This window comes from Variovorax sp. DXTD-1 (assembly GCF_003984625.1).
GTDB lineage: Bacteria > Pseudomonadota > Gammaproteobacteria > Burkholderiales > Burkholderiaceae_C > Variovorax.
Window position 1 is genome coordinate 101,696 of the sequence record NZ_RWKH01000018.1, and the last position, 24,236, is coordinate 125,931.

22 protein-coding genes are annotated in these 24,236 nt (G+C 66.6%); 7 read left to right on the forward strand and 15 right to left on the reverse strand.

Annotation, left to right across the window (positions count from 1 at the left end):
* Positions 1-2: 2 nt before the first annotated feature.
* From glgX to EJI00_RS17705, 4 genes are all read left to right on the forward strand, one after another.
* Positions 3-2,081 carry a glycogen debranching protein GlgX gene (gene glgX, locus EJI00_RS17690; protein WP_126748804.1) on the forward strand — a complete coding sequence of 693 codons (2,079 nt, stop codon included), beginning with the start codon at positions 3-5 and terminating at the stop codon, positions 2,079-2,081.
* Positions 2,082-2,165: 84 nt separating this feature from the next.
* Positions 2,166-3,464, forward strand: coding sequence for a glucose-1-phosphate adenylyltransferase (glgC, locus tag EJI00_RS17695; RefSeq protein ID WP_126748805.1), 1,299 nt, complete (start codon positions 2,166-2,168; stop codon positions 3,462-3,464).
* 17 nt (positions 3,465-3,481) lie between these two features.
* Complete coding sequence (gene glgA, locus EJI00_RS17700; RefSeq protein WP_126748806.1) at positions 3,482-4,963, forward strand: glycogen synthase GlgA; 1,482 nt, start codon at positions 3,482-3,484, stop codon at positions 4,961-4,963.
* Positions 4,964-5,004: 41 nt separating this feature from the next.
* Positions 5,005-7,488, forward strand: coding sequence for a glycogen/starch/alpha-glucan phosphorylase (locus tag EJI00_RS17705; protein ID WP_126748807.1), 2,484 nt, complete (start codon positions 5,005-5,007; stop codon positions 7,486-7,488).
* 26 nt (positions 7,489-7,514) lie between these two features.
* Here EJI00_RS17705 and EJI00_RS17710 read toward each other — a convergent pair whose 3' ends face one another.
* Positions 7,515-7,958 (reverse strand): Lrp/AsnC family transcriptional regulator, encoded by a 444-nt coding sequence (locus EJI00_RS17710; protein ID WP_126748808.1) that lies wholly within the window; start codon positions 7,956-7,958, stop codon positions 7,515-7,517.
* A 131-nt stretch (positions 7,959-8,089) separates the two neighbouring features.
* On the opposite strand from EJI00_RS17710, the gene EJI00_RS17715 reads away from it, so the two are divergent.
* Positions 8,090-8,992, forward strand: a complete 903-nt coding sequence (locus EJI00_RS17715; RefSeq protein ID WP_126748809.1) for a DMT family transporter — start codon at positions 8,090-8,092, stop codon at positions 8,990-8,992.
* Between the two features lie 19 nt (positions 8,993-9,011).
* Here the strand turns inward: EJI00_RS17715 and EJI00_RS17720 are convergent, their stop codons facing one another.
* From EJI00_RS17720 to EJI00_RS17735, 4 genes are all read right to left on the reverse strand, one after another.
* On the reverse strand, positions 9,012-9,491 hold the full coding sequence (locus tag EJI00_RS17720; protein WP_126748810.1) for an ExbD/TolR family protein: 480 nt from the start codon (positions 9,489-9,491) through the stop codon (positions 9,012-9,014).
* Between the two features lie 21 nt (positions 9,492-9,512).
* The gene (locus tag EJI00_RS17725) at positions 9,513-10,214 is read right to left on the reverse strand and encodes a MotA/TolQ/ExbB proton channel family protein (RefSeq protein ID WP_126748811.1); all 702 of its coding nucleotides are present in this window, start codon (positions 10,212-10,214) and stop codon (positions 9,513-9,515) included.
* A gap of 8 nt (positions 10,215-10,222) precedes the next feature.
* A complete protein-coding gene (gene dapB / locus EJI00_RS17730) occupies positions 10,223-11,071 on the reverse strand; it encodes a 4-hydroxy-tetrahydrodipicolinate reductase (protein WP_126748812.1) in 849 nt (282 codons plus the stop codon).
* An 89-nt stretch (positions 11,072-11,160) separates the two neighbouring features.
* The gene (locus EJI00_RS17735; protein WP_126748813.1) at positions 11,161-11,724 is read right to left on the reverse strand and encodes an outer membrane protein assembly factor BamE; all 564 of its coding nucleotides are present in this window, start codon (positions 11,722-11,724) and stop codon (positions 11,161-11,163) included.
* 87 nt (positions 11,725-11,811) lie between these two features.
* Here EJI00_RS17735 and fur point away from each other — a divergent pair, with 87 nt between their 5' ends.
* Positions 11,812-12,231 carry a ferric iron uptake transcriptional regulator gene (gene fur / locus EJI00_RS17740; protein ID WP_126748814.1) on the forward strand — a complete coding sequence of 140 codons (420 nt, stop codon included), beginning with the start codon at positions 11,812-11,814 and terminating at the stop codon, positions 12,229-12,231.
* A gap of 4 nt (positions 12,232-12,235) precedes the next feature.
* On the opposite strand, the gene hprK is transcribed toward fur, so the two are convergent.
* The 4 genes from hprK to EJI00_RS17760 form a co-directional block, all read right to left on the reverse strand.
* Entirely contained in the window at positions 12,236-13,195 is a 960-nt protein-coding gene (gene hprK / locus EJI00_RS17745; protein WP_126748815.1) for an HPr(Ser) kinase/phosphatase, read from the reverse strand.
* A 107-nt stretch (positions 13,196-13,302) separates the two neighbouring features.
* Positions 13,303-13,770 (reverse strand): PTS sugar transporter subunit IIA, encoded by a 468-nt coding sequence (locus tag EJI00_RS17750; RefSeq protein ID WP_126748816.1) that lies wholly within the window; start codon positions 13,768-13,770, stop codon positions 13,303-13,305.
* 180 nt (positions 13,771-13,950) lie between these two features.
* Entirely contained in the window at positions 13,951-14,280 is a 330-nt protein-coding gene (gene hpf / locus EJI00_RS17755) for a ribosome hibernation-promoting factor, HPF/YfiA family (protein ID WP_126748817.1), read from the reverse strand.
* A gap of 221 nt (positions 14,281-14,501) precedes the next feature.
* Positions 14,502-16,619, reverse strand: a complete 2,118-nt coding sequence (locus tag EJI00_RS17760) for an ATP-dependent helicase (RefSeq protein WP_126748818.1) — start codon at positions 16,617-16,619, stop codon at positions 14,502-14,504.
* Between the two features lie 214 nt (positions 16,620-16,833).
* On the opposite strand from EJI00_RS17760, the gene corA reads away from it, so the two are divergent.
* Positions 16,834-17,820 (forward strand): magnesium/cobalt transporter CorA, encoded by a 987-nt coding sequence (corA, locus tag EJI00_RS17765; RefSeq protein ID WP_126748819.1) that lies wholly within the window; start codon positions 16,834-16,836, stop codon positions 17,818-17,820.
* On the opposite strand, the gene EJI00_RS17770 is transcribed toward corA, so the two are convergent.
* From EJI00_RS17770 to EJI00_RS17795, 6 genes are read right to left on the reverse strand one after another with little or no spacing between them, the layout of a single operon-like run.
* On the reverse strand, positions 17,813-18,577 hold the full coding sequence (locus EJI00_RS17770) for a 5'-methylthioadenosine/adenosylhomocysteine nucleosidase (RefSeq protein WP_126748820.1): 765 nt from the start codon (positions 18,575-18,577) through the stop codon (positions 17,813-17,815). The two genes, corA and EJI00_RS17770, sit on opposite strands and share 8 nt — an antisense overlap.
* A gap of 3 nt (positions 18,578-18,580) precedes the next feature.
* On the reverse strand, positions 18,581-20,215 hold the full coding sequence (locus EJI00_RS17775; RefSeq protein WP_126748821.1) for an ABC transporter substrate-binding protein: 1,635 nt from the start codon (positions 20,213-20,215) through the stop codon (positions 18,581-18,583).
* 30 nt (positions 20,216-20,245) lie between these two features.
* On the reverse strand, positions 20,246-21,289 hold the full coding sequence (locus EJI00_RS17780; protein WP_312846483.1) for a peptide ABC transporter ATP-binding protein: 1,044 nt from the start codon (positions 21,287-21,289) through the stop codon (positions 20,246-20,248).
* Positions 21,286-22,317 (reverse strand): ABC transporter ATP-binding protein, encoded by a 1,032-nt coding sequence (locus EJI00_RS17785; protein ID WP_126748822.1) that lies wholly within the window; start codon positions 22,315-22,317, stop codon positions 21,286-21,288. The genes EJI00_RS17780 and EJI00_RS17785 overlap by 4 nt, the downstream gene beginning before the upstream one ends.
* Positions 22,314-23,219, reverse strand: coding sequence for an ABC transporter permease subunit (locus tag EJI00_RS17790; RefSeq protein ID WP_126748823.1), 906 nt, complete (start codon positions 23,217-23,219; stop codon positions 22,314-22,316). The genes EJI00_RS17785 and EJI00_RS17790 overlap by 4 nt, the downstream gene beginning before the upstream one ends.
* 8 nt (positions 23,220-23,227) lie before the next feature.
* On the reverse strand, positions 23,228-24,232 hold the full coding sequence (locus EJI00_RS17795; RefSeq protein ID WP_126748824.1) for an ABC transporter permease subunit: 1,005 nt from the start codon (positions 24,230-24,232) through the stop codon (positions 23,228-23,230).
* Positions 24,233-24,236 lie beyond the last annotated feature (4 nt).

A 24,236-nucleotide genomic window follows, 5' to 3' on the forward strand; every position in this document is an offset into this window, starting at 1 on the left:
CGATGCTGAATACGGGCTTCCCTTTTCCCCTTGGCGCAACGCTTTCGCCGAACGGCGTGAACTTCGCGCTCGTGGCGCCGAATGCCGAGGCTGTCGAGCTTTGCCTTTTCGACGCGACGGGCCGCAACGAGCAGCAACGCATCCGGCTGCCCGCCTTCACCGATGGCGTCTGGCACGGACTGCTGCCGAGCGGTCGCGCCGGGCTGGTCTACGGCTATCGGGTGCACGGCCGCTGGGCGCCGCATGAGGGGCAACGATTCAACCCTGCCAAGGTGCTGCTCGATCCTTATGCGCGCGAGATCGCCGGCGCATACGACGGCAGCGACCTGTTCCTGGGACACGACCCCGCAAGCCCGGACCAGCGCAACATGCGCGACAACGCGGCCGTGGCGCTCAAGGCGCGCGTGGCGGCGGCCGGCAGCACGGCGACAGCCCCAGGCCATGCCCGCATTCCGGCGGGCGAGCGCGTGCTCTACGAATTGCATGTGCGTGGACAGACCCGGCTGCACCCCGCCGTGCCCGCCGCACTGCGCGGCACCTACGCCGGCCTGGCTGAGCCCGCGGTGCTCGACCATCTGCAATCCCTGGGCGTGACCACGCTGAGCCTGATGCCGGTGCAGCACCGCGCCGACGAGCAGCGGCTGCTCGCCATGGGCCTGAGCAACTACTGGGGCTACAACACCATCGGCTGGTTTGCGCCCGAGGCTCGCTACTGGAGCGGCCGCCCGGGCACCACGCCGGCCAGCGAGTTCCGCGCCATGGCCGATGCGGTGCATGCGCGCGGCATGGAGCTGGTGATCGACGTGGTCTACAACCACAGCGCCGAGACCGACGAGTTCGGCCCCACGCTCTCGCTGCGCGGCATCGACAACGCGCTGTACTACCACCTGCGTTCGGACGATCGCGCGCTGTATGCCAACTGGACCGGCTGCGGCAATTGCCTGAACCTGGCCGAGCCCCGCGTGCTGCAGCTGGTAATGGACAGCCTGCGCCATTGGGTTTGCGAACTCGGCGTGGACGGCTTCCGCTTCGACCTGGCACCGGTGCTGGGGCGTGGTGCCGATGGCAGCTTCGACCCGCGCGCGCCCTTCTTTGCAGCCGTTGCGCAAGACCCGGTGCTCTCGCGCACCTTGCTGATCGCCGAGCCCTGGGACATCGGCGCGGGCGGCTACCGGCTGGGCGAATTTCCGCCGGGCTGGCTCGAGTGGAACGACCGCTATCGCGATACGCAGCGCGGCTTCTGGCTGCGGCAGGGGCGCGGGGGCGCGGCAGGCCTGGGCGATTTTGCGCATCGCTTCACCGCGTCGAGCGCGCAGTTTGCCCACCACGGCCGTGCGCCGACCGCCAGCGTCAACTTCATCACGGCGCATGACGGCTTCACATTGCGCGACCTGCTGAGCTACGAAGAACGGCACAACCTGGCCAACGGCGAGAACAACCGCGACGGCCATGCCCACAACCTCGGCAACAACTTCGGGGTCGAAGGGCCGAGCGACGACCCCGCGGTGCTGGCCGGACGCAGTCGGCTGCAGCGCGCGCTGCTCGCCACGCTGCTGCTCTCGCAAGGCACGCCCATGCTGCTGGCCGGCGACGAGCTCGGCCACAGCCAGCAAGGCAACAACAATGCCTATTGCCAGGACAACGAAACCACCTGGCTCGCGTGGATCGGCACGCACGAACCCGCGAGCGATGCCGCCCGCCTGAGCGCCTTCGTTGCGCGGCTTATCGCGCTGCGCTGCGAAGCGCCCGCGCTGCGCAGCACGCGGTGGTGGCCGGCCAAACCGGCACCGGGAACACCGGGCATCCGGTGGCTGCGGCCCGACGGATCGCCCATGCAGGAAGCCGACTGGAACCACGGCACGGCGCTTGCAATCCTTTTCGAAGCCGCGGCAGCGGATGGGACGGCCTGGCTGGTACTGGTGAATGCGGGGGCGCAAGCCGTTTCATTCGCACTGCCTTCCGGTGCGTGGTGCTGCCGGCTCGCGACCGGCCCGGAGGCGGACGCCGGCAGCAACCCCGACCGGAACTGTTCGGGCACGGTGGAAGTGCCTCATTCGAGCCTGTGGATTGCAAGAACGTAGGAGCAAGCCGTGCGGCACGGTGCTAGGCTGATTGCGGAAACCCTGACGACGACGAGACGAACCCGACAACGAACGGAGACCGAAATGGACAACAACAGCACGCCGCAAGCGCCCCTGCAGGCGCACCAACTGGTTCGCCGCACCATTGCGCTGGTGCTGGCCGGCGGGCGCGGTTCGCGCCTGAAGCAGCTGACCGACCGACGGGCCAAGCCGGCGGTCTACTTCGGCGGCAAGTTCCGCATCATCGACTTCGCGCTGTCGAATTGCCTCAACTCCGGCATCCGGCGCATGGCGGTGGTCACGCAGTACAAGTCGCACTCGCTCATGCGCCACCTGCAGCGCGGCTGGAGCTTCCTGCGCGCGGAGCTCAACGAAATGGTCGACGTGCTGCCCGCGCAGCAGCGCACGGGCGACGAGCACTGGTACCGAGGCACGGCCGATGCCGTGTTCCAGAACCTGGACATCATCCAGACCCGCTCGACCAAGCACGACTATGTGGTGGTGCTGGCCGGCGACCACATCTACAAGATGGACTACTCGATCATGGTCAAGGACCATGCCGAGCGCGGTCTGGGCTGCACGGTCGGATGCATCGAGGTGCCGCGCATGGAGGCCACGGCCTTTGGCGTGATGGCCATCGACGGCGAGCGCCGGATCACCGCCTTCCTTGAAAAGCCGGCCGATCCGCCCGCCATGCCGGGCCATCCGGACGTGGCGCTGGCCAGCATGGGCATCTACGTGTTCGACTCCGAGTACCTCTACCAGCTGCTCGAGGAAGATGCCGCCAACCCCGACTCGAGCCACGACTTCGGCAAGGACATCATCCCGCGCGCCGTGGCGCAGGGCCGCGCGCTGGCGCATCCGTTCGGCATGTCGTGCGTCACGCGCGCCTCGCGCGGGCCCGACGCCAAGGCCTACTGGCGCGACGTGGGCACGATTGATGCATTCTGGGCAGCCAACCTCGATCTGGCCTCGATCACCCCCGAGCTCGACATCTATGACACAGACTGGCCCATCTGGACCTACCAGCGGCAACTGCCGCCGGCCAAGTTCGTGCTCGACCGGGACGGCAAGCACGGCATGACCGTCAACACCATCGTCTCGGGCGGCTGCATCGTCTCGGGCTCGAAGGTGAGCAGCTCGGTGCTGTTCTCGGGCGTGCGCATCCATTCGTTCTGCGAAATCAACGAAGCCGTGCTGCTGCCCGATGTCGAGGTGGGCCGCGGCGCCCGGCTCAGCAAGGTTGTGATCGACCGCGGCTGCGTGATTCCCGACGACATGGTGATCGGCGAGGATGCCGCCGCCGATGCCGCCCGCTTCGAGCGCACCGAGACCGGCGTGGTGCTGGTGACGCGCGAAATGCTCAAGCGACTGGCTGCCTGAGGCCGCGCCGCCCCACGATGCGAATACTCCAGGTCAGTGCCGAACTCTTTCCCCTGCTCAAGACCGGCGGCCTTGCCGACGTGGCGGGCGCATTGCCGATCGCACTCATGGCCGCGGGGCAAGACGCGCGGGTGCTGCTGCCCGGGTTCCCGGCCATTGTGGCCGGCGTGCGCGACCTGGCTCTGGTGGGGGAGCTTGCCGCGCCGTGGGGCGAACGCTTCGCCCTGCGCGCGGGCCGCATTGCCATCGACGGCAACCCGCCGATTCCCGCCTACGTGATCGATGCGCCCGCGCTGTACGACCGGCCCGGCAACCCGTACGAAGACGCCACGCGCCAGCCCTACGGCGACAACCACCGGCGCTTCGCGTTGCTGGGCTGGGCGGCGGCGCAGCTGGCACAGGGGATCGACCCCACGTGGCAGCCGGAGGTCGTGCATGCGCACGACTGGCATGCGGGCCTGGCGCCGGCCTACCTGCACTTTGCGCGGCAAACCGGTGCGCCCCGCGTGGGCAGCGTGTTCACGGTGCACAACCTGGCCTACCAGGGCATCTCGGCGCCATGGAACTTTGCCGACCTGGGCTTGCCCGGGCCGGCATTCCACATGAACGGGCTCGAATACCACGGGCAGGTGTCGTTCATGAAAGGCGGTCTCTACTTTGCGGACCGCCTGACCACCGTGAGCCCGACCTACGCGCGCGAGATCCAGACGCCCGAGCAGGGCTTCGGGCTCGACGGCCTGCTGCGCCTGCGCGGCAACGTGCTCAGGGGCATCCTCAACGCGGTGGACGACAAGGTCTGGAACCCGGCCATCGACACGGCGCTGGTGCAGGGCTACCACACGCCCGAAGGCCGCCACATGGCGGGCAAGGCGCGCTGCAAGGCGGTGCTGCAGCATCAGCTGGGGCTGGCCGTGCGCGCCGATGTGCCGCTCTTCATTCTGGTGAGCCGGCTCACCGAACAGAAAGGCCTGCACCTGGTGCTCGGCGGGCTCGACGCCCTGCTGGCCGAAGGCGGCCAGCTCGCGCTGCTGGGCAGCGGCGAACCCTGGCTCGAAGAAGCCTTTCGCCAGCGCGCGGCGGCGGCGCCGCAGTCGGTCAGCGTCACCATCGGCTACAACGAATCGCTGGCGCATCAGCTCTTCGGCGGCGGCGACGTGACGCTGGTGCCTTCGCTGTTCGAGCCCTGCGGGCTCACGCAGATGTACGGCCTGAAATACGGTAGCCTGCCGCTGGTGCGGCGCGTCGGCGGCCTGGCCGATACAGTGGTCGACTGCACGCTCGAAGACCTGGCCAGCGGCGACGCCACCGGTTTCGTGTTCGACCGCTTCGACGACGCCGACTACAACCGCGCGCTGCGGCGCGCCTTCGCTCTTTACCAACGCGCGCCCGACTGGCGGCGGGTGCGCGGCAATGCCATGCGGCGCCCGGCAGACTGGGCCACGGCGGCCGCCCAATACATCGAGGTGTACCGGCAGGCGCTCGAGCCCGCGGCCGCCTGATTGCGCCACGGCGCACAACCCACAACCATTGATCGAAGCCCATGACCATCAAAGACTTCGCTTACGACCATCCCGACCGCGACGTGGCCGCCTTCAAGCGCGCAGTCGCCAACAAGCTGATCTACGCCGTCGGCAAAGACCCCGTGGCCGCCAGCCAGGACGACTGGCTGAACGCCACCGCGCTGGCCGTGCGCGACCAGCTGGTCGAACGCTGGATGGCGACCACCCGCGCCAACTATGCGCAAGACCTGAAGCGCGTGTACTACCTTTCGATGGAGTTCCTGATCGGGCGCACCTTCACCAACGCGCTGCTGGCGGTCGACCTGTACGACACGGTGCGCGATGCGCTGGCCGACTTCGGCGTCGACATGGCGGCGTTGTCCGAGCGCGAGCCCGACGCGGCGCTGGGCAATGGCGGCCTCGGCCGGCTCGCGGCCTGTTTTCTCGATTCGATGGCCACGCTCGGCGTGCCCGGCATGGGCTACGGCATCCGCTATGAATACGGCATGTTCCGCCAGCGCATCGTCGACGGCCAGCAGGTGGAAACGCCCGACTACTGGCTCACGCGCGGCAACCCGTGGGAATTTCAGCGGCCCGAGGTGAACTACCGCGTGCGCTTCGGAGGCCGCGTGCAAAGGCGCGAAGGCGCGAATGCGCCCTATGGCGCGGCCGACTGGGTCGACACGCACGACGTGCTGGCCGTGGCCTACGACACCATCATTCCGGGCTACGGCACGCAGGCCACCAACACGCTGCGGCTGTGGTCGGCGCGTGCCACCGAGGAGATCGATCTCTCGGCCTTCAACCGAGGCAACTACATGGCGGCGGTGGAAAGCAAGAACCACTCCGAGAACGTCTCGCGCGTGCTCTACCCCGACGACTCCACGCCCTCGGGCCGTGAGCTGCGGCTGCACCAGGAGTATTTTTTCTGCAGCGCCAGCGTGCAGGACCTGCTGCGGCGGTACCTGCGCAACCACAAGACCTTCGACCAGCTGGCCGACAAGGTGAGCATTCACCTAAACGACACGCACCCGGTGCTCGCGGTGCCCGAGCTCATGCGCCTGTTGCTCGACGAGCACGGCCTGGCGTGGGACGTGGCCTGGGCCCACACGCAGAAGGTGTTCAGCTACACAAACCACACGCTCATGCACGAGGCGCTCGAGACATGGCCGGTCGAGATGCTGGGCCGCATCCTGCCGCGGCACCTGCAGATCATCTACGACATGAACGCGAAGTTCCTTGCGGCCGTGACGCAGAAGGCCGGCAACGACGTGGAGTTGCTGCGGCGGCTCTCGCTGGTCGACGAGGCCGGCGAGCGCCGTGTGCGCATGGCCTATGTGGCGGTGCTCGCGAGCCATTCGATCAACGGCGTGTCGGGCCTGCATTCGGAGCTCATGAAGCAGTCGATCTTTGCGGACTTCGCGAAGATCTTTCCGGAGCGCTTCAACAACAAGACCAACGGCGTGACGCCGCGGCGCTGGCTCGCGCAGGCCAACCCGCCGCTCGCGAGCCTGCTCGACCAGCGCCTGGGCAAGGGCTGGCGGCGCGACCTCTCGCAGCTGGAGGCGCTGCGGCCGATGGCGGGGCAGCCCGCCTTTGCGCGCGCATTCCGGCATGCCAAGCGCGAGAACAAGCTGCGCCTGGCCAACTGGGTCGAGCAGCACATGGGCCTGGTGCTCGACACCGACGCGATGTTCGACGTGCAGGTGAAGCGCATCCACGAATACAAGCGGCAGCTGCTCAATGTGCTGCATGTGATCACGCGCTACCACCGCATCCTCGATGCGCAGGCCGCGGGCGGAACCGTCGACATCGTGCCGCGCGTGGTGGTGTTCGCGGGCAAGGCGGCATCGGCGTACCAGATGGCCAAGCTCGTGATCCGGCTGATCAACGACGTGGCGAGCACCATCAACAACGACGCCCGCGTCGGCAAGCTGCTGAAGGTGGTGTTCCTGCCCAACTACAGCGTGAGCCTGGCCGAGGTGATCATGCCCGCGGCCGATCTGTCGGAGCAAATTTCGACGGCAGGCACCGAGGCCTCGGGCACCGGCAACATGAAGTTCGCGCTCAACGGCGCGCTCACCATCGGCACGCTCGACGGCGCCAACGTGGAGATGCGCGACAACGTGGGTGCGGAGAACATCTTCATCTTCGGCAACACCACGCCCGAAGTGGCCGACATCCGCGCGCATGGCTATCAGCCGCGCGACATCTACGAAGCCAACCCCGAGCTCAAGCGCGTACTCGATGCGATTCGCGACGGCGCCTTCTCGCACGGAGAGACGGCGCGCTACCAGGGCATCTTCGATGCGCTGGTGAACTGGGGCGACCACTATCTGCTGCTGGCCGACTACGCGAGCTACGTCGCGAAGCAGGCCGAAGTCGATGCGCTCTACCGCGACTCGGATGCATGGACGCGCATGGCCATCCTGAACGTGGCGGGCATGGGCGCGTTCTCGTCGGACCGCACCATTGCGCAGTACGCGCATGAAATATGGCGTACCAAGCCGGTGGTGCTGGGCTGACCCGGCTTGGCCGGGCCTAGGCCAGGCTAGCCAATACGCAGGGGCGGCATGCGCCGGCGTATCGGCTGCGTCTTGACGATGGCCGTGTGCGTCTCGGCCTTGTCGACGATGCGATCCAGCACCTGGTCGAGCTGTTCGATGGAACGCACGAACAGGCGCGCGATGTAGCAGTCTTCGCCGGTGACCTTGTCGCACTCGCTGAATTCGGGCGTGCCTTCGATCAGTGCCTGGACGGCGTGCAGATGGCCGGGCAACGGGCGGATGCGAACGATGGCCTGCAGCTGATAGCCCAGCGCCTTGGGGTCGATGTCGACCGTGTAGCCGCGGATCACGCGGCGCTCTTCGAGCCGCCGGAGGCGCTCGGACACGCTCGGCGAAGACATGCCGACGCGGGCCGCCAGGTCTTTCAGGGAGATGCGCGCGTCCTGCTGCATCACCTCCAGAATCTTTTGTTCGACGTCGTCCAGCATTTCAGATCCTTTGGAGGCACGGCAACTTCACCTTGCTTTCTTAGCCTCGAATGAATTTTTCCCTTCGGAAAATCATAGGCCTTGCGTGCGTTCGGTGGCAACCTGAGGCTTGATTCACACAAACTTCGGTCATGCAAAGACAACTGCAGGGCGCGCTCGAAATGAGCGCGGCCATGGTGATCTCCGGAACCATCGGGTGGTTCGTCGTGCGTTCCGGCCAGCCGCTGGTCGACTTGCTGTTCTGGCGCTGCGCCTTCGGTGCCGCCACGCTGCTCGCGGTGTGTGCAGCGCTCGGGTTGCTCCGCAAGCGCTTGCTGACGCTGCGCGTGGTGGCGCTGGCGGCGTTGGGCGGCGCGGCACTGGTGCTCAACTGGCTGTTGATCTTCGCTTCGTTCTCGCACGCGTCGATCTCCATTGCCACGGCGGTCTACAACACCCAGCCGTTCATGCTGGTGGGCCTTGGCGCCTTGTTCTTTTCGGAGCGGCTCACGGCGGCCAAGCTCGCGTGGCTCGGCATTGCGTTCGCGGGCGTATTGCTGATTGCCGAGGCCAAGCCGGGCGGCGGCGCGGGCGGTGCCTCGTACTTCCTCGGCATCGTCATGGCGCTGGGCGCCGCATTTTTCTATGCCATTGCGGCCATTGTTGCGAAGCAGCTCAACGGCACGCCGCCGCGCCTGATCGCGCTGGTCCAGGTCTGCGTGGGCATCGTGCTCTTGGCGCCGTTCGCCAGCCTGGCGGAACTCCCGAAGGACGCCGGCGTGTGGGGCACGCACCTGGCCATGGGGGTTGTCTACACGGGGCTGGTGTTCACGCTGCTCTACGGCGCGATCCAGAAGCTGCCGACGCACATGGCCGGCGCGCTGTCGTTCTTCTATCCGGTGGTGGCGATCGGCGTGGACTACGTCGCCTTCGGCCAGCGGCTGCATCCGGGGCAGCTTCTTGGCGCGGCCGCGATTCTGCTGGCCGCCGCTGGCATGACGCTGGGCTGGACGCTGCCGGGCCTCAAGAAGCGCGCAGCACCGGCGCCCGACTGAATCAGCCGGACTTCTTGCGTCAACGCGAACTCGGCGGTGCCGCGTTCGCTGCGGGCGCGTCCGTCACGAAGCCGATACGGCTCAGGCCCGCCTTGTTCGCAATGCCCATGAGCGCCACGACCTTGCCGTAGGGCACGGTCTGGTCGGCACGCAGCTGCACCTCGGTGTCCTTGCTGTCGGCGGCGGCCTTCTGCAGACGGGCGGCCAGCTCTTCATCGGTGACCGCCTGGTCGTTGAAGAAGACCTTGCCCGATGCATCGACCGAGACGCTCACGAACTTGGGAGTGTCGTTGGGCTGGCCGGCATCGGTCTGCGGCAGGTCGAGCTTGATCGAGCTCGCCATCAAAGGCGCGGTAATGATGAAGATCACCAGCAGCACCAGCATCACGTCGACCAGCGGCGTGACATTGATGTCGGACAGCGGGCGCTGTCCGCCGGCGCCTGTCGCGCGACCGCCGCCAGCGGCACTGCTGCCGAGCGAGGTGCGACCGAAGGCCATGATGTACCGAGCCCCGTTCGATCAGGCCGAAACCGGCATCGGCCTCGCGGGCGGCGGTGCGGCCGGCGCCGGCGCGCTGCCGAAGCTGCCGAGCAGGTCGTGCGCAAAGCCTTCGAGCTCGGCCTCGACACGGCCGATGACGCGGCCGAACACGTTGTAGGCCAGCACGGCCGGAATGGCAACGGCCAAGCCGAAAGCCGTCATCACCAGCGCCTCGCCCACGGGGCCTGCCACCTTGTCGATGGTGAAGCCGCCCGACTGGCCGGCAATGCCCGAGAGCGCGCCGTAGATGCCCCACACCGTGCCGAGCAGCCCGACGAACGGGGCGGTGGCACCCACCGTGGCCAGCAGGATCTGGCCGGACTGCAGGCGCCGCAGCGCACCATGCAGCGCCTCGCGCAGGGCCCGCGTGAGGCGCTGATTGCGGTCGCCGGTGGCGCCGAGGGTTGCGCTGTTCACATCGGCGGCTGCGTTCTTGATGGCGCTCACCGCCGGCAGCACCAGCGTGGCGCGGTCGAAGGCCTTGAGCCGCTGCTCCGCATCGGCCAGCGTGGTCGATTGCCAGAACGCCGCAATGCTGCGCAACACGTCGCGCGTGCCGCCGCGCAGCAGCCAGGCCTTCCAGAGAATGACGACCCAGCTCGAGATCGACATCGCGAGCAGCAGCGCGGCCACCGAGCGGCTGACGCCGTCGCCCTGGGTCAGCAGTTCGAGCACGCTCATCGTGTTTTTCAGCGCAGACCGAGTACGTCGAACATGTCGAACAGGCCCGCCTTCTGGCCCGCCAGGAAGCGCACGGCGCGCAGCGCGCCCTGTGCGTAGGTCACGCGGCTGGCGGACTTGTGGGTGATTTCGATGCGCTCGCCGGTGCCGGCGAACAGTACGGTGTGGTCACCCACGATGTCGCCGCCGCGGATGGCGGAGAAGCCGATGGTGGAGGGGTCGCGCTCGCCGGTAATGCCTTCGCGCGCGTAGACGGCGCATTCCTTCAGGTCGCGGCCCAGAGCATCGGCAATGACTTCGCCCATCTTGAGCGCGGTGCCCGAGGGCGCATCGACCTTGTGGCGGTGATGGGCCTCGATGATCTCGATGTCGTAGCCGGTCGACATGGCCTTGGCCGCCATTTCGAGCAGCTTGAAGGTGACGTTGACGCCCACGCTCATGTTGGGCGAAACCATGATCGCGATGTCTTTCGAGATCTCGGCGATTTCGGCCTTTTGCGCGTCGCTGAAGCCGGTGGTGCCGATGACGGCCTGCACGCCGAGTTCACGGCAGATGGCGAGGTGGGCGAGCGTGCCTTCAGGGCGCGTGAAGTCGATGAGCACCTGCGCGTCCTGCAGGCCGGTGCGCAGGTCGGAGACGATCGGCACGCCGCTTGTGAAACCGAGGAAAGCCGCCGCGTCGGCGCCGATGGCGTCGCTGCCCGCCATGTCGAGCGCGCCGGCAAGCCGGCAATCCTGCGCCTCGCGCACCGCCTCGACCAGCATGCGGCCCATGCGGCCCGAAGCTCCGGCAATCGCAACGCGCCGCAGGGCGGGCGTGGAAGACTCGGAAATGGGAGAAGAAATGGATTCAGACACGCAGGTTCAGCCTTCGAAATAGGGCATGGAGACCGGCACGCGCCCGCCTGACTCGGCGGGTGCGCCCGCCCTCGCTGGTTGACGCGTGCTCAGCGCGCCGCTTCGAGCGGGGGATACGCCGCCGGCAGCGGCGGCAGGTTGGGGGCAGCAGCGGTGGCCTCGGCCTTCTTGCTGCTGTCTTCCTTGGGGGCGAATTTCTTCAGCTCTTCTTCCGACGCCTCGAGCGGCGGAACCTTGCCGCTCTTCTTGCGGGTGTCGAGCGTGGCGACGAATTCTTCTTCGCTGGGCATCTGGTCGCCTTCGAAGCGATCGAGCAACTCACCCTTGAAGAAGACGGTCAGGCGGCGTTCCTGCGGATCGACGCCCTGCCGCTTGATGGTGAAGACGTAGTCCCAGCGGTCCTTGTGAAACACGTCGGTCAGGAGGGAAGTGCCGAGGATTTCACGCACTTGCTGGCGCGACATGCCGGGCTTGAGCGCCTCGACCTGTTCCTTGGACACGAAATTGCCCTGGACCACTTCGACCTTGTAGGGCGTGATGGCCGCAAGCGCACCCCGCGTGCGATCGCTGAAACCGCTGCAGGCGCTGAGGCAGAACGTCGCTGCGACGGCCGCGGCCAGCAGCCAGGGACGGCGTTGGAGAATGGCAGGCATGGGAGAAAAGGGGGGTAGCGATATGATCGGCCATTGTAGCGGCTGGCCCCTTGGGGGCCTGTTCGCAGACCGGGCGCAGGAACCATCATGGCCAATATCGACGAACTCAAGAATACCGGCCTCAAGGCCACATTGCCACGCCTGAAGATCCTGGAGATCTTCCAGACCGGCAGCCAGCGCCACATGACGGCCGAAGACGTGTTTCGCGTGCTTTTGAACGAGCACTCCGACATCGGCCTGGCCACCGTCTACCGCGTGCTGACGCAGTTCGAACAGGCCGGCATCCTCGAGCGCAGCCACTTCGAGAGCGGCAAGGCGGTGTACGAGCTCAACGAGGGCACGCACCACGACCACCTGATCTGCACGTCATGCGGCAAGGTGGAGGAGTTCTACGACGCCGAGATCGAGCGCCGCCAGCAGATGATTGCCAAGGACAAGGGCTGGATCCTGCAGGACCACGCCATGTCGCTGTACGGCCTCTGCGCCGACTGCGTAAGCAAGCGTTAGCCGGTCAGTCCCCGTCGCGGCTGTTTTCCATGGCCTTGTGGTGGCGCGCCACGAAGTCGGCATAAGTGTCGATGCCGCGCAGCTGCAAGATTGAATTGCGCACGGCCGCTTCGACCAGCACGGCGATGTTGCGGCCGGCCACCACCTGGATGATGACCTTGCGCACCGGAATGCCCAGCACGTCCTGCGTGAGCGGCGCCGAGGGCATGCGCTCGTAGTCGCGCTCGAAGCTGTCGCGCCGCACCAGGTGCACGATGAGCTTGAGCCGCATCTTCCGGCGCACTGCGGTCTCGCCGAAAATCGCGCGGATGTCCAGCAGGCCGATGCCGCGCACTTCGAGCAGGTTCAGCAGCAGGTCGGGGCAGCGCCCTTCAATGGTGTTCTGGTTGATGCGGTAAAGATCGACCGCATCGTCGGCCACGAGGCCGTTGCCGCGTGAAATCAGCTCGAGCCCGAGTTCGCTTTTGCCGAGCCCCGATTCGCCGGTGATCATCACGCCCATGCCCAGGATGTCCATGAACACGCCGTGCATCGAAGTGCGCTCGGCGAAATGCTTGGACAGGTAGGCCCGCAGCAGGTCGATCACGAAGGCCGACGATTCGCGGGTGGCGAACAGCGGCAGCTGGGCGCGCTCGCAAATCGATAGCAACTCGTCCGGCGCGGCCTGGCCGTCGGCCAGCACCAGCATCGGCGGCTCCAGCGTGACGATGCGGGCAATGCGCCGGGCGCAGTCTTCCTGGCTGCCGCGCGTCAGGTAGGCCACCTCGCGGGCACCCAGGATCTGCACGCGGTACGGATGGATGTAGTTGAGGTAACCGACCAGGTCGGCCGCCGACTGCGCGCGGCTGATGACTTCGGGGTCGAATTGGCGTTCGGAGGCGCCGAGCCCTGCGAGCCACTCCCAGCGGAGCGAGCCGCGGAATTCCTCGAACATGGCATCGGCGCTGATGACGGTCGGCTTCATGCGTGCGGGAGATGGCGCTCAGCGCCTAGTGTTAGAGCAGGCCAGAATAACCCGGAACCGGCGCTGCGGGGCCGCTGCTGCGGCCCTTGAGGGTGCGGGAAGCACCTCTACGCGACTTGCGTGGACTGCCAGCCGGCAATGAGCCCGTGCAGCGCGGCTGCGTCGGTGCTCGACTTGATCTGCTCGCGCAGGCCCGCGTCGCTCAGCAGCTCGGCAATTTCGGAGAGGATTTCAAGGTGCTTCTGGGTGGCCGCCTCGGGCACCAGCAAAAAGATGAGCAGGCCGACGGGCTGCTCGTCCGGCGCGTCGAACCCGATCGGGTTTGCCAGCTGGAAGACGGCGGCCATGGGCGCCTTCAGGCCCTTGATCCGGCCATGCGGAATGGCAACCCCGTGTCCGAGCCCGGTGGAGCCCAGGCGCTCGCGCGCAAACAGGCTGTCGGTGATCAGGGCACGGCCCAGGCCGTGAAGGCTCTCGAACAACAAGCCTGCTTCTTCGAAAGCACGCTTCTTGCTCGTAGCGTCAACGCTCACGAGGACTTGAGCGGGCGGCAGGATGGACGCGAGGCGATTCATGGTGGGTGCGGGGCGGGGGCGATTATGCACCTGCTTGGTAAAAACCCCCAGTCCGGTTACTTACTTTTTATCTACATGTTGCCCAGGGGCCCGTGGATCAAGGGCCGAAAAGACGTAATAAAAAGCAAAAGCCGCCCGAAGGCGGCTTGGCGCAGGCCGGCCGCAGCCGGAGCCCTGCCCCTACATCACGCGCTTGGGCGCCGCGTGATGGTGGTCTTGCAGGCGGTCCTTGTGGCGCACCACTTGCCGGTCGAGCTTGTCGACCAGCTCATCGACCGCGGCGTAGAGATCAGCGTGGCTCGATTCCGCGAACATGTCATTGCCCTTGACGTGAATATTGCATTCCGCCTTTTGCCGGCGTTCCTTTTCCTTCTGCTTTTCCACCGTAAGGATCACCTTGACATCGACCACTTGGTCGAAATGCCGGGTGATCCGGTCCAGCTTGCTCGTGACGTAAGTGCGCAAGGCAGGTGTGACGTCGAGGTGATGACCGCTGATCGTCAAATTCATGAAAGACCTCCTGGAATTGACGGTTGGGGAAATGACCAGCACTCCGGAATGAAGCGTGGCCGGCGACATACAGATGAAATGGGTGCGGGGGAGAGAAAGAGAAGAAGAGAAAGAGGAGAAGGTCGATTCACTATGCCCAAGCTGTCACGGTATTGCAATACCTGAGTTGCCCGGGGGGTCGCGACGCGTCCTTGCCCCGGTTACAGCGGGCAGGCCTTGTTTCAGTTCCAGGCGGCGCGCATGCGGTTGCGCAGGTCGATGACCGCGGCCGGCGGCGGCACGGCGGGCGGCCGCTCCGGCGGGGGGGGCCAGGTCTGCTGCTCGAAGCCCGCAAGGTCGCGCTCGGAAATGAAACGCGTGCGGTTGGCATAGAGATGCCGGTCGCCGCGCACGGCCTGCTGCGTGACGTAAAACCGTTGCGGCACCAGCAAATGCAGGTGGTCGCGCGCGCGGGTCATTGCCACATAGAGCAGGCGCCGCTCCTCTTCGAGCTCGTGCGCGCTCTGCGCCACGTCGGCCGGCAGGCAGCCGTCGACCACGTTGAGCACATGCACCGAGTTCCACTCCTGTCCCTTGGCCGAATGGATGGTCGAGAGGATCAGGTAGTCCTCGTCGAGCAACGGCGGCCCGGGCCTGTCGCTCGTGGCTTCGGGCGGATCGAGCGTGAGCTCGGTCAGGAAGCGCTCGCGCGAGCCGTAGCCCGCCGCAAGCCGCGCAAGTTGCTCGATGTCGCCGCGCCGCACGCCCGAGGGATCGTCATACAGCCGCTCCAGATGCGGCAAGTACCAGCGAACCGCCAGGTCCACATCGGCCGGCCAGGGCAGCGAGGGCGCGCGCAACGCGGCATAGGCCTCGGCGAACACCGCCCATTCGGCGCGCGCCGCGGCCGGCGGCACGAAGTCGCGCACGGCCGCGGCCGGGTCGGCCGCCTGGTCCATGGCGCCGAGCAGCCGCGCGCCGGTGGCGGGCCCGATGCCCGGAATGAGCTGCGTCACGCGAAAGCCCGCCATGCGCCCACGCGGGTTTTCTGCGAAGCGCAGCACCGCGAGGAGGTCTTTGACATGCGAGGCCTCGAGGAACTTGAGGCCGCCGTATTTCACGAACGGAATGTTGCGGCGCGCCAGTTCGAGTTCGAGCGGCGCGCTGTGCGTGGAGGTACGAAAAAGCACCGCCTGCGACTTGAGCGAGAGGCCCCCTTCGCGGTGCTCCAGCACCTTGTCGGCCACCCACACCGCCTGCTGCGCCTCGTCGGGCACCAGCACCAGCTGCGGCCGGCCGGCGGAAGGCTTGTCGGTCCAGAGCGTCTTGGCATGCCGTTCGGCGGCTTGGGCAATGACCCGGTTCGAGACGTCGAGGATCGGCTGCGTCGAGCGGTAGTTGCGCTCCAGCGTCACGACGCGCGCCGCCTGTGAAAACTGTGAGGGAAAGTCGAGAATGTTACGGACCGTTGCGCCTCTGAAAGAGTAGATCGACTGCGCATCGTCGCCCACCACGGTCACGCCGCGTCCGTCGGGCTTGAGCGCAAGAAGGATCGAGGCCTGCAGCAGGTTGGTGTCCTGATATTCATCGACCAATACGTGGTCGAAGCGCGCTCCGATCAGGCCGGCCAACGCAGGCTCGGCCACCATTCCGGCCCAGTAGAGCAGCAGATCGTCGTAGTCGAGCACGTTCTCCTGCTGTTTGGCCTCGACGTAGGCGCCGAAGAGGCGCTTGAGCTCGGATTCCCACTCGGCGCACCAGGGAAAGGCTTCGGACAGCACCTGGGCCAGCGGCGCCCGCGTGTTGACGCAGCGCGAGTAGATCGAAAGGCAGGTGCCCTTGCGCGGAAAGCGGTTCACGCTCGTCGACAGGCCGAGCTCGTGGCGCACCAGGCCCATCAGGTCTTCGGCGTCACCCCGGTCGTGAATGGTGAAGTTGTCGTTCAAGCCGATGTGCGCGGCGTATTCGCGCAGCAGGCGCGCGCCGATGCCGTGGAAAGTGCCGGCCCACGGCAGCGCGGGCGGTTTTTCGGACTTGAGCCCCAGCACGCGCGCCAGCACCTGGCCCGCGCGGCGTTCCATTTCCTGCGCGGCGCGGCGCGAAAAGGTCAGGAGCAGCAGGCGCTGCGGATCGACGCCGCCGGCAATCAGGTGGGCCACGCGGTGCGCCAGGGTGCTGGTCTTGCCGGAGCCCGCACCGGCAATCACCAGCAGCGGACGCTCGTCGCGGCCGACCAGGGTGCCGACGCCGTGCTCGACCGCGGCGCGCTGCTCGTCGTTGAGGGTGCCAAGCGCGGCGGCCAGGCGGTCGGCCTGCGTGGCACCGGCGGTGGAAAAAACGGGGAGCGCAGCGGTCTGCATGATCGTGACTTTACTGTATGTCCATCCAGATCGGCGAGGCTGCCGTCACATGGCCGATGACATAATCGCGCCTCGCTGCAACTGGAGACCGCACCATGGAAACCGCCCCGTCTCGGCAGCTTTCAACTCCCCTCTGACGCCTGCTTGCCGGGCCTGGGATTTGAAAGCGCCCCTCCCTCGCCCCATCGCCTCAGTCATTTCACGGGAGTGAGCCATGCTCAATATATTTACGCTCGCCAACGGTCGCCTCGTCCAGGAAGAGATCGAATCGCTGGAGGAGCTTTCCAAGTTCCAGCCGATCTGGGTCGACCTCGAATCGCCCACGCTCGAGGAAAAGCGCTGGATCAAGCAGTACTACGGCCTCTCGATTCCCGAAGACGCGATGGACGAGGACATCGAGGAATCGGCCCGCTTCTACGAAGAAGACAACGGCGAGCTGCACATCCGCTCCGACTTTCTGATCGACGACGACGAAGACCCGCGCTCGGTGCGCGTGGCCTTCATCCTGAACCAGCACAACACCGAGCTGCGCAGCCGCGGCGTGCTGTTTTCGATCCACGACGAAGACGTGCCGGTGTTCCGCCTGCTGCGCATGCGTGCGCGCCGCGCGCCGGGGCTGATCGAGGACGCGAAGGAGGTGTTGCTCAAGCTGTTCGACGCCGACGCCGAATACTCGGCCGACACGCTCGAGAACATCTACGACGAGCTGGAGATCGCGGGCAAGAAGGTGCTCGAAGGCAACGTGAGCGACGAGCTGGCCGGCGAGGTACTGGGCGCCATTGCGCGGCAGGAAGACTTGAATGGCCGCATCCGCCGCAACGTGATGGACACGCGCCGCGCCGTGAGCTTCATGATGCGCAGCCGCATGCTCAATGCCGAGCAGTTCGAAGAGGCGCGGCAGATCCTGCGCGACATCGAGTCGCTCGACAACCACACGGCCTTCCTGTTCGACAAGATCAACTTCCTGATGGATGCGACCGTCGGTTTCATCAACATCAACCAGAACAAGACCATCAAGATCTTCTCGGTGGCCAGCGTGGCGCTGCTGCCGCCCACGCTGATCGCGAGCATCTACGGCATGAACTTCAAGCTCATGCCCGAGCTCGACTGGTCGCTGGGCTATCCGTACGCGCTGGCGCTGATGGCGGCCAGCGCGCTGGTGCCGATGTGGTACTTCCGCCGGCGCGGCTGGCTCAAGTAGCCGGCAACCCGGCCAGCCACGCGCCGACCAGCGCAAGGCTGTAGCGGCTCGCCACCTCGGTGACGAAGCGCGCGAAGTCGGCATGCGCCGCGTCGTCGGCGCGATCGGAGATGGTGCGCATCGCCGCGAAGGGCACGCCGTAGTCGTGGCACACCTGCGCCATCGCAGCGCCTTCCATTTCAACCGCGAGCGCGTCGGGCAGAGCGCGCTGCAGCGCCTCGCTCTCGGCGGTGGTCGACACGAATCGGTCGCCGCTCACCAGCAGGCCGCGGTGCACTTTCGGGGATCGAATGCCGAACTCGTCGACGGCCGGCTGTCCGATCAGCGCGACCGGGTCGCGCAGCACGTCCGCCGCCGCGCCCGAAAGCGCATCGGCAATTGCAGTGTCGGCCGCGAAGCGCGCCATGCCCATCAACGGCACCTCGTACTTCGGAAAGATCGGCGAGGCATCGAGGTCGTGCTGCAGCAGCTGCGTTGCAACGACCACATCGCCCACATTCACGCCCGGCGAAAGCCCGCCGGCAACGCCGGTGAACACGATCGCCCGCACGCCGAAGCGTTCGAGCAGCACCGTGGCCGTTACCGCAGCCGCGACCTTGCCGATGCGCGACAGCACGGCGACCACGGGCTGGCCGTGCAAATGGCCGACCCAGAAGTCGCGTCCCGCGGCGCGCACGCGCTGCTCGTCCGGCATCTGCGCGAGGAGCGCGCTCAGCTCCTCGTGCATTGCTGCGACGATGGCAACGGGTGCGCCCATCGCTTACTTGATGTCCACGCCGTAGAAGGTGTGGCGGCCAAAGGGGCTGAGCTTGAAGTCGATCACTTCCTTGCGCACGGGCTTCAGTTGCACCGCGTGTGCGATGGTGAACCACGGCGCCTGCTCCTTGAAGATGACTTGCGCCTTCTTGTAGAGCGCGTCGCGGTCGGCCTGCTTGGTCGCGCTCTTGGCCTTCAGCACGAGGTCTTCGTAGGGCTGGTAGCAGAACTTGGAGATGTTGCTGCCGCTCGCCGATTGCGCCGAGGCGCAACCCAGCAGCGTGTAGAGGAAGTTGTCCGGGTCGCCGTTGTCGCCGGTCCAGCCCAGCATGCCCATCTGGTGCTCGCCGGCCTGCAGGCGCTTGCGGTACTCGCCCCATTCGAAGCTCTTGATCTCGGCCTTGACGCCGATCTTGGCAAGGTCGGCCTGCATCAGTTCGGCAATGCGCTTGGCATTCGGGTTGTAGGGCCGCTGCACCGGCATGGCCCAGAGGTCGGTGCTGAAGCCGTCGGCCAGACCTGCCTGCGCGAGCAGCTTCTTGGCGGCTTCAGGGTCGTACGGATCGTCCTTGGTCGCGTCGTTGTACGACCACATGGTCGGCGGAATGGGGTTCTTCGCGGCCACGCCCGTCGACAGGTACACGCCGTCGATGATGGCCTTCTTGTTGATCGCCATGTTGATGGCCTTGCGCACGCGCACATCGTCGAAAGGCTTCTTCGTGGTGTTGTACGAAAGGTAGCCCACGTTGAGGCCGGGCTGCTCGAGCAGCTGCACGTTCGGGTCCTTGCGGATGGCGTCGAGGTCGGCCGGGTTCGGGTACGGCATCACGTGGCACTCGCCCTTCTGCAGCTTGGCCCAGCGCACCGAGGCATCGGGCGTGATCGCGAACACCAGGTCGTCGATCTTGGCCTTGCCGCCCCAATACTGCGGAAAGGCCTTGAAGCGGATGACCGCATCCTTCTGGTACTGCACCAGGTAGAACGGGCCGGTGCCGATCGGGTCTTGGTCGACCTTCTCGGGCGTGCCCGCCTTCAGCATGGCAATGGCGTATTCCTTCGACTGGATGCCCGCATACTGCATGGCAAGGTTGGCGAGGAACGGCGCCTCGGCCTTGTTGAGCACGATCTTCACCGTGTACTCGTCGATGCGGTCAACCGACTTGAGCAGCTTGGGCATGCCCATGTCGTTGAAGTAGGAATGGTTCTGGCTCGTGACCTTGAAGAACGGATCGCTCTCCTTCCACTGCCGCTCGAGCATGAAGATGAAGTCGTCGGCGTTGAAGTCGCGCGTCGGCTTGAAGCTCTTGCTGGTGCTGTGCCACTTCACGCCCTTGCGCAGGTGAAAGGTGTACTGCGTGCCGTCGGCCGAGATGTCCCATTTTTCGGCCAGGCCGGGCACGACCTTGGTGCCGCCGCGTTCGAATTCGACGATGGTGTTGTAGACCTGCGTGGTCACGTCGAACGAGGTGCCGGTGGTGTTCACGCCCGGATAGAAGTTCTCCGGGCTGCCCTCCGAACAATAGACGAGCGTCTTGGCGGACACGGCTCCGCCGGCCAGGGTGAGCACGGCGAGTGCCGTCGGCGCGAGCAGCGCGGCGAGCTTTCGCGAATGGCGCGAAACGAATGGCTGGGTCTTCATGGGAACTCCTTCAGGCACGGTGGAAGAGAACTAGAGATTCGCCGCCACGGGCGCGGCGAACGGCGGAGACAACGGCACATCGGCGCGAACCGGGGGCGAGCCGTCGAGAAACTTCTCGGCGTAGTGGCAGGCCACCAGCCGCTCGTCGAGCGCGCGCAGCAAGGGCCGCTCATCGCGGCAGCGCTGCGTCACATGCGGGCAGCGCGTGCTGAAGACGCAGCCCGTGGGCGGGTTGAGCGGTGAAGGCAGCTCGCCCTTGAGCACGATGCGCTGGCTGCTCAAGCCCGGCGTGGAAGCAAGCAGCGCCTGCGTGTAAGGGTGCAGCGGCCGCGCAAAGATGCGCGCCTTGGGCCCCTGCTCCACCGCATGGCCGAGGTACATCACCAGCACATCGTGCGCAATGTGCCGCACCACGCCGAGGTCGTGCGAAATGAAGAGATAGGCCAGGCCGAGTTCGGCCTGCAGGTCGGCCAGCAGGTTCAGCACCTGCGCCTGGATCGACACGTCGAGCGCCGACACCGGCTCGTCGGCCACCAGCAGGCGAGGCTCCAGCATGAGTGCGCGTGCAATGGCGATGCGCTGGCGCTGGCCGCCCGAGAACATGTGCGGATAGCGGTTCGCGTATTCGGGCCGCAGGCCCACGCGCGCCAGCATGTCGCGGGCCCTGGCGGCGCGCTCCGGCTTGCCAAGGCTCGTGTTGATGGCGAGCGGGTCCTCCAGCACGGTCGATATCTTCTTGCGCGGATTGAGCGACCCATAGGGGTTCTGGAACACCAGCTGCACAGCCTGCCGCAGCTCGCGCCGCTGGTCGGGCTGGGGGCTCACCGCGTCGTGGCCGACCAGCGTGAGCTGCCCGGCGGTCGGCTTTTCGATCAGCGCGACCATGCGCGCGAGCGTGGACTTGCCGCAGCCCGATTCGCCGACCACGGCGAGCGTGCGGCCGCGCTCGATGCGAAACGAAATATCGCCCACCGCGCGCAACTGCGCCGGCGGGCGGAACAGGCCACGCCGCACGTCGTAGGTGCGCTGCAGGTTGCGCGCCTCCACGACGACGTCGCCCGGCAGCGCGCTCACGACAATGCCTCCGTCACCTTGGGCCGATCCGCCTCGATGGCCGCCATGCGCCCCGGCTCGCCGAGCGGAAAGTGGCAGCGCACCTGCGCGCCTGGCTGCGATGCCGCCGCACGCAGCGCCGGCCGCACGTTGCAGGCCTTGGTTGTCACGTAGCTGCAGCGCGGCGCAAAGAGGCAGCCCTCCGGCCGGTCGTGCACGCCCGGCACTACGCCCGCGATGGTGGCCAGCCGCCCCTCCGGCGCGGCGCGTTCGGGCAGAGCGGCGAGCAAGGCCTCGGTGTAGGGGTGCTGCGGATTTGCGAAGAGGCGATCCACGCGCTGCTGCTCCATGACCTGGCCCGCATACATCACCGCAATGCGCTGCGCCATTTCGCTGACCACGCCCATGTTGTGCGTGATGAGCACCAGCGCCATGCCGCGCTCTTTCTGCAGTTCGCGCAGCAGGTCGAGGATCTGCGCCTGGATGGTCACGTCGAGCGCGGTGGTCGGCTCGTCGGCAATCAACAGGCGCGGGTTGCAGGCAATCGCCATCGCGATCATCACGCGCTGGTTCATGCCGCCCGAAAGCTGGTGCGGATAGCTGCCCAGGCGCGATGAAGCGGCGGGTATGCCGACCTGCTCGAGCAGCTCGGTTGCGCGCTTCCTTGCGGTGCGCTTGTCCAGATGCAGGTGCAGCCGCAGCGTTTCCATGAGCTGGAAGCCGATGGTGAAGCAGGGGTTGAGACTGGTGGTCGGCTCCTGGAAGATCATGGCGACTTCCTTGCCGACCAGCGTGCGGCGCGCCTTGTCGGAAATGCCGAGCAGCTCCTTGCCCGCAAAGCGCATGTGGGCCGCGCGCACGCGGCCCGGAAAACCGACGAGCCCCATCAGCGCCATCATCGTCACGCTCTTGCCCGAGCCCGATTCGCCGACGATGCCGAGCACCTCGCCTTCCTCGAGCGAAAGGCTCACGCCATCGACCGCGTGCAGCACGCCGCCCTGGGTGGGAAATTCGACGTGCAGGTCCTTGATGTCCAGGAGCATGTTCATCTCTTGAGCTTCGGGTCGAGCGCATCGCGAAGGCCGTCGCCGAGCAGGTTGAAGGCCAGCACGGCCGCAAGAATCGCCAGGCCCGGAAAGGTGACGACCCACCAGGCGCGCAGCACGAACTCGCGTGCGTCGGCGAGCATCGTTCCCCATTCGGGCGAAGGCGGCTGCGCGCCGAGGCCGATGAAGCCCAGCGCTGCCGCGTCGAGGATGGCGGTGGAGATGCCGAGCGAAGCCTGCACGATCAGCGGCGCCGCGCAGTTGGGCAGCACTTCGCGGAACATCAGCCGCAGCGTGCCGGCGCCGCTCACGCGCGCCGCGGTCACGTAGTCGCGCGAGATCTCGGCAATGACCGCCGCGCGCGTGATGCGCACGTAATGCGGCAGCACGACGATGGCAACCGCGACCATGGCGTTGATCAGCCCCGGCCCGAGAATCGCGACGATCACGATGGCCATCAGCAGGCTGGGCATCGTGAGCACGATGTCCATCATCCGCATGATCGCGATCTCCAGCACGCCGCGAAAGAAGCCCGCGACCAGCCCGAGCACCACGCCGACGACCACCGACAGCGCCACCACGGCGACGCCAATGGACAGCGAGAGGCGTGCGCCGTACATCAGGCGCGAAAGAATGTCGCGCCCGATGGCGTCGGTGCCCAGCAGGTAGCTCGCGGAGCCGCCCTGCTGCCATGCCGGCGGCAGCAGGAAGATGGCGCTGTTGGTCTCGTTGGGCGCATGCGGCGCGATCCACGGCGCGAACAGCGCGACGAACAACAGCAGGACGATGGTGGCAAGGCCGATCACCGCGCCGCGGTTGGCCGAGAAGGCCGTCCAGAACTCGCGCCAGGGGCCGGGGGGTGCCGAGCCCCCTGCACTGCTTGAAACTGCGTGTGTCGTTGCCATGGGGTCAGTCAGTGCCGGATGCGTGGATTGATGACGCCATAGGTCACGTCGACCAGCAGGTTGATCAGCATCACGATGCCGCCGAGCAGCAGCATGCCGCCCTGCAGCACCGGATAGTCGCGCCGCCCGATGGCCTCGATGAGCCACTTGCCCACGCCGGGCCAGGAGAAGATGGTCTCGGTGAGAATCGCCCCCGTAAAGAGCACGCCCACTTGCAGGCCGATGACGGTGACCACCGGGATCAGCGCATTGCGCAGCGCGTGCAGCCCGACCACCCGAAACCGCGAGAGGCCCTTGGCACGCGCGGTGCGAATGTAGTCTTCGCCGAGCACCTCGAGCATGGCCGAGCGCGTCATGCGCGCGATGACAGCAAGCGGCACGGTGCCGAGCACGATCGCCGGAAGAATCAGGTGATGCAGCGCGGACCAGAAGGCATCGGTCTCGCCGGCGCGCAGCGCGTCGATCAAGAGAAAACCGGTCTGCGGCTCGACGAAATACTGCACCGAGATGCGGCCTGAAACGGGCGTCCATCCCAGCTGCACCGAGAAAAACAGGATCAGCAGCAGCCCCCACCAGAAGATCGGCATCGAATAGCCGGTGAGCGACGTGGCCATCACGCCGTGGTCGAAGATGGAGTTGCGGCGCACCGCCGCAAGAATGCCGGCCGGAAGCCCCAGCAGCAACGCAAAGGCAATTGCGCACACGCCCAGCTCCATCGTGGCCGGGAACAGCGCCAGGAACTCGCTCATCACCGATTCCTGTGTGATGAGTGATTTGCCGAGGTCGCCCTGTAGCACACGGCCGATGTAGATGCCGTATTGCACGATCACCGGCTCGTCGAAGCCGTAGGCCGTGCGCAGCTGGGCGTGGCGTGCGGGGTCGATCCCGCGCTCGCCGGCCATGGTTTCAATGGGGTCGCCCGGCACCAGCCGGATGAGAAAGAAGGCAAGCAGCGTCATGCCGATGAAGGTCGGCACCAGCAAGCTCACGCGCGTGAGTAGGAAGCGAAGCATCGAC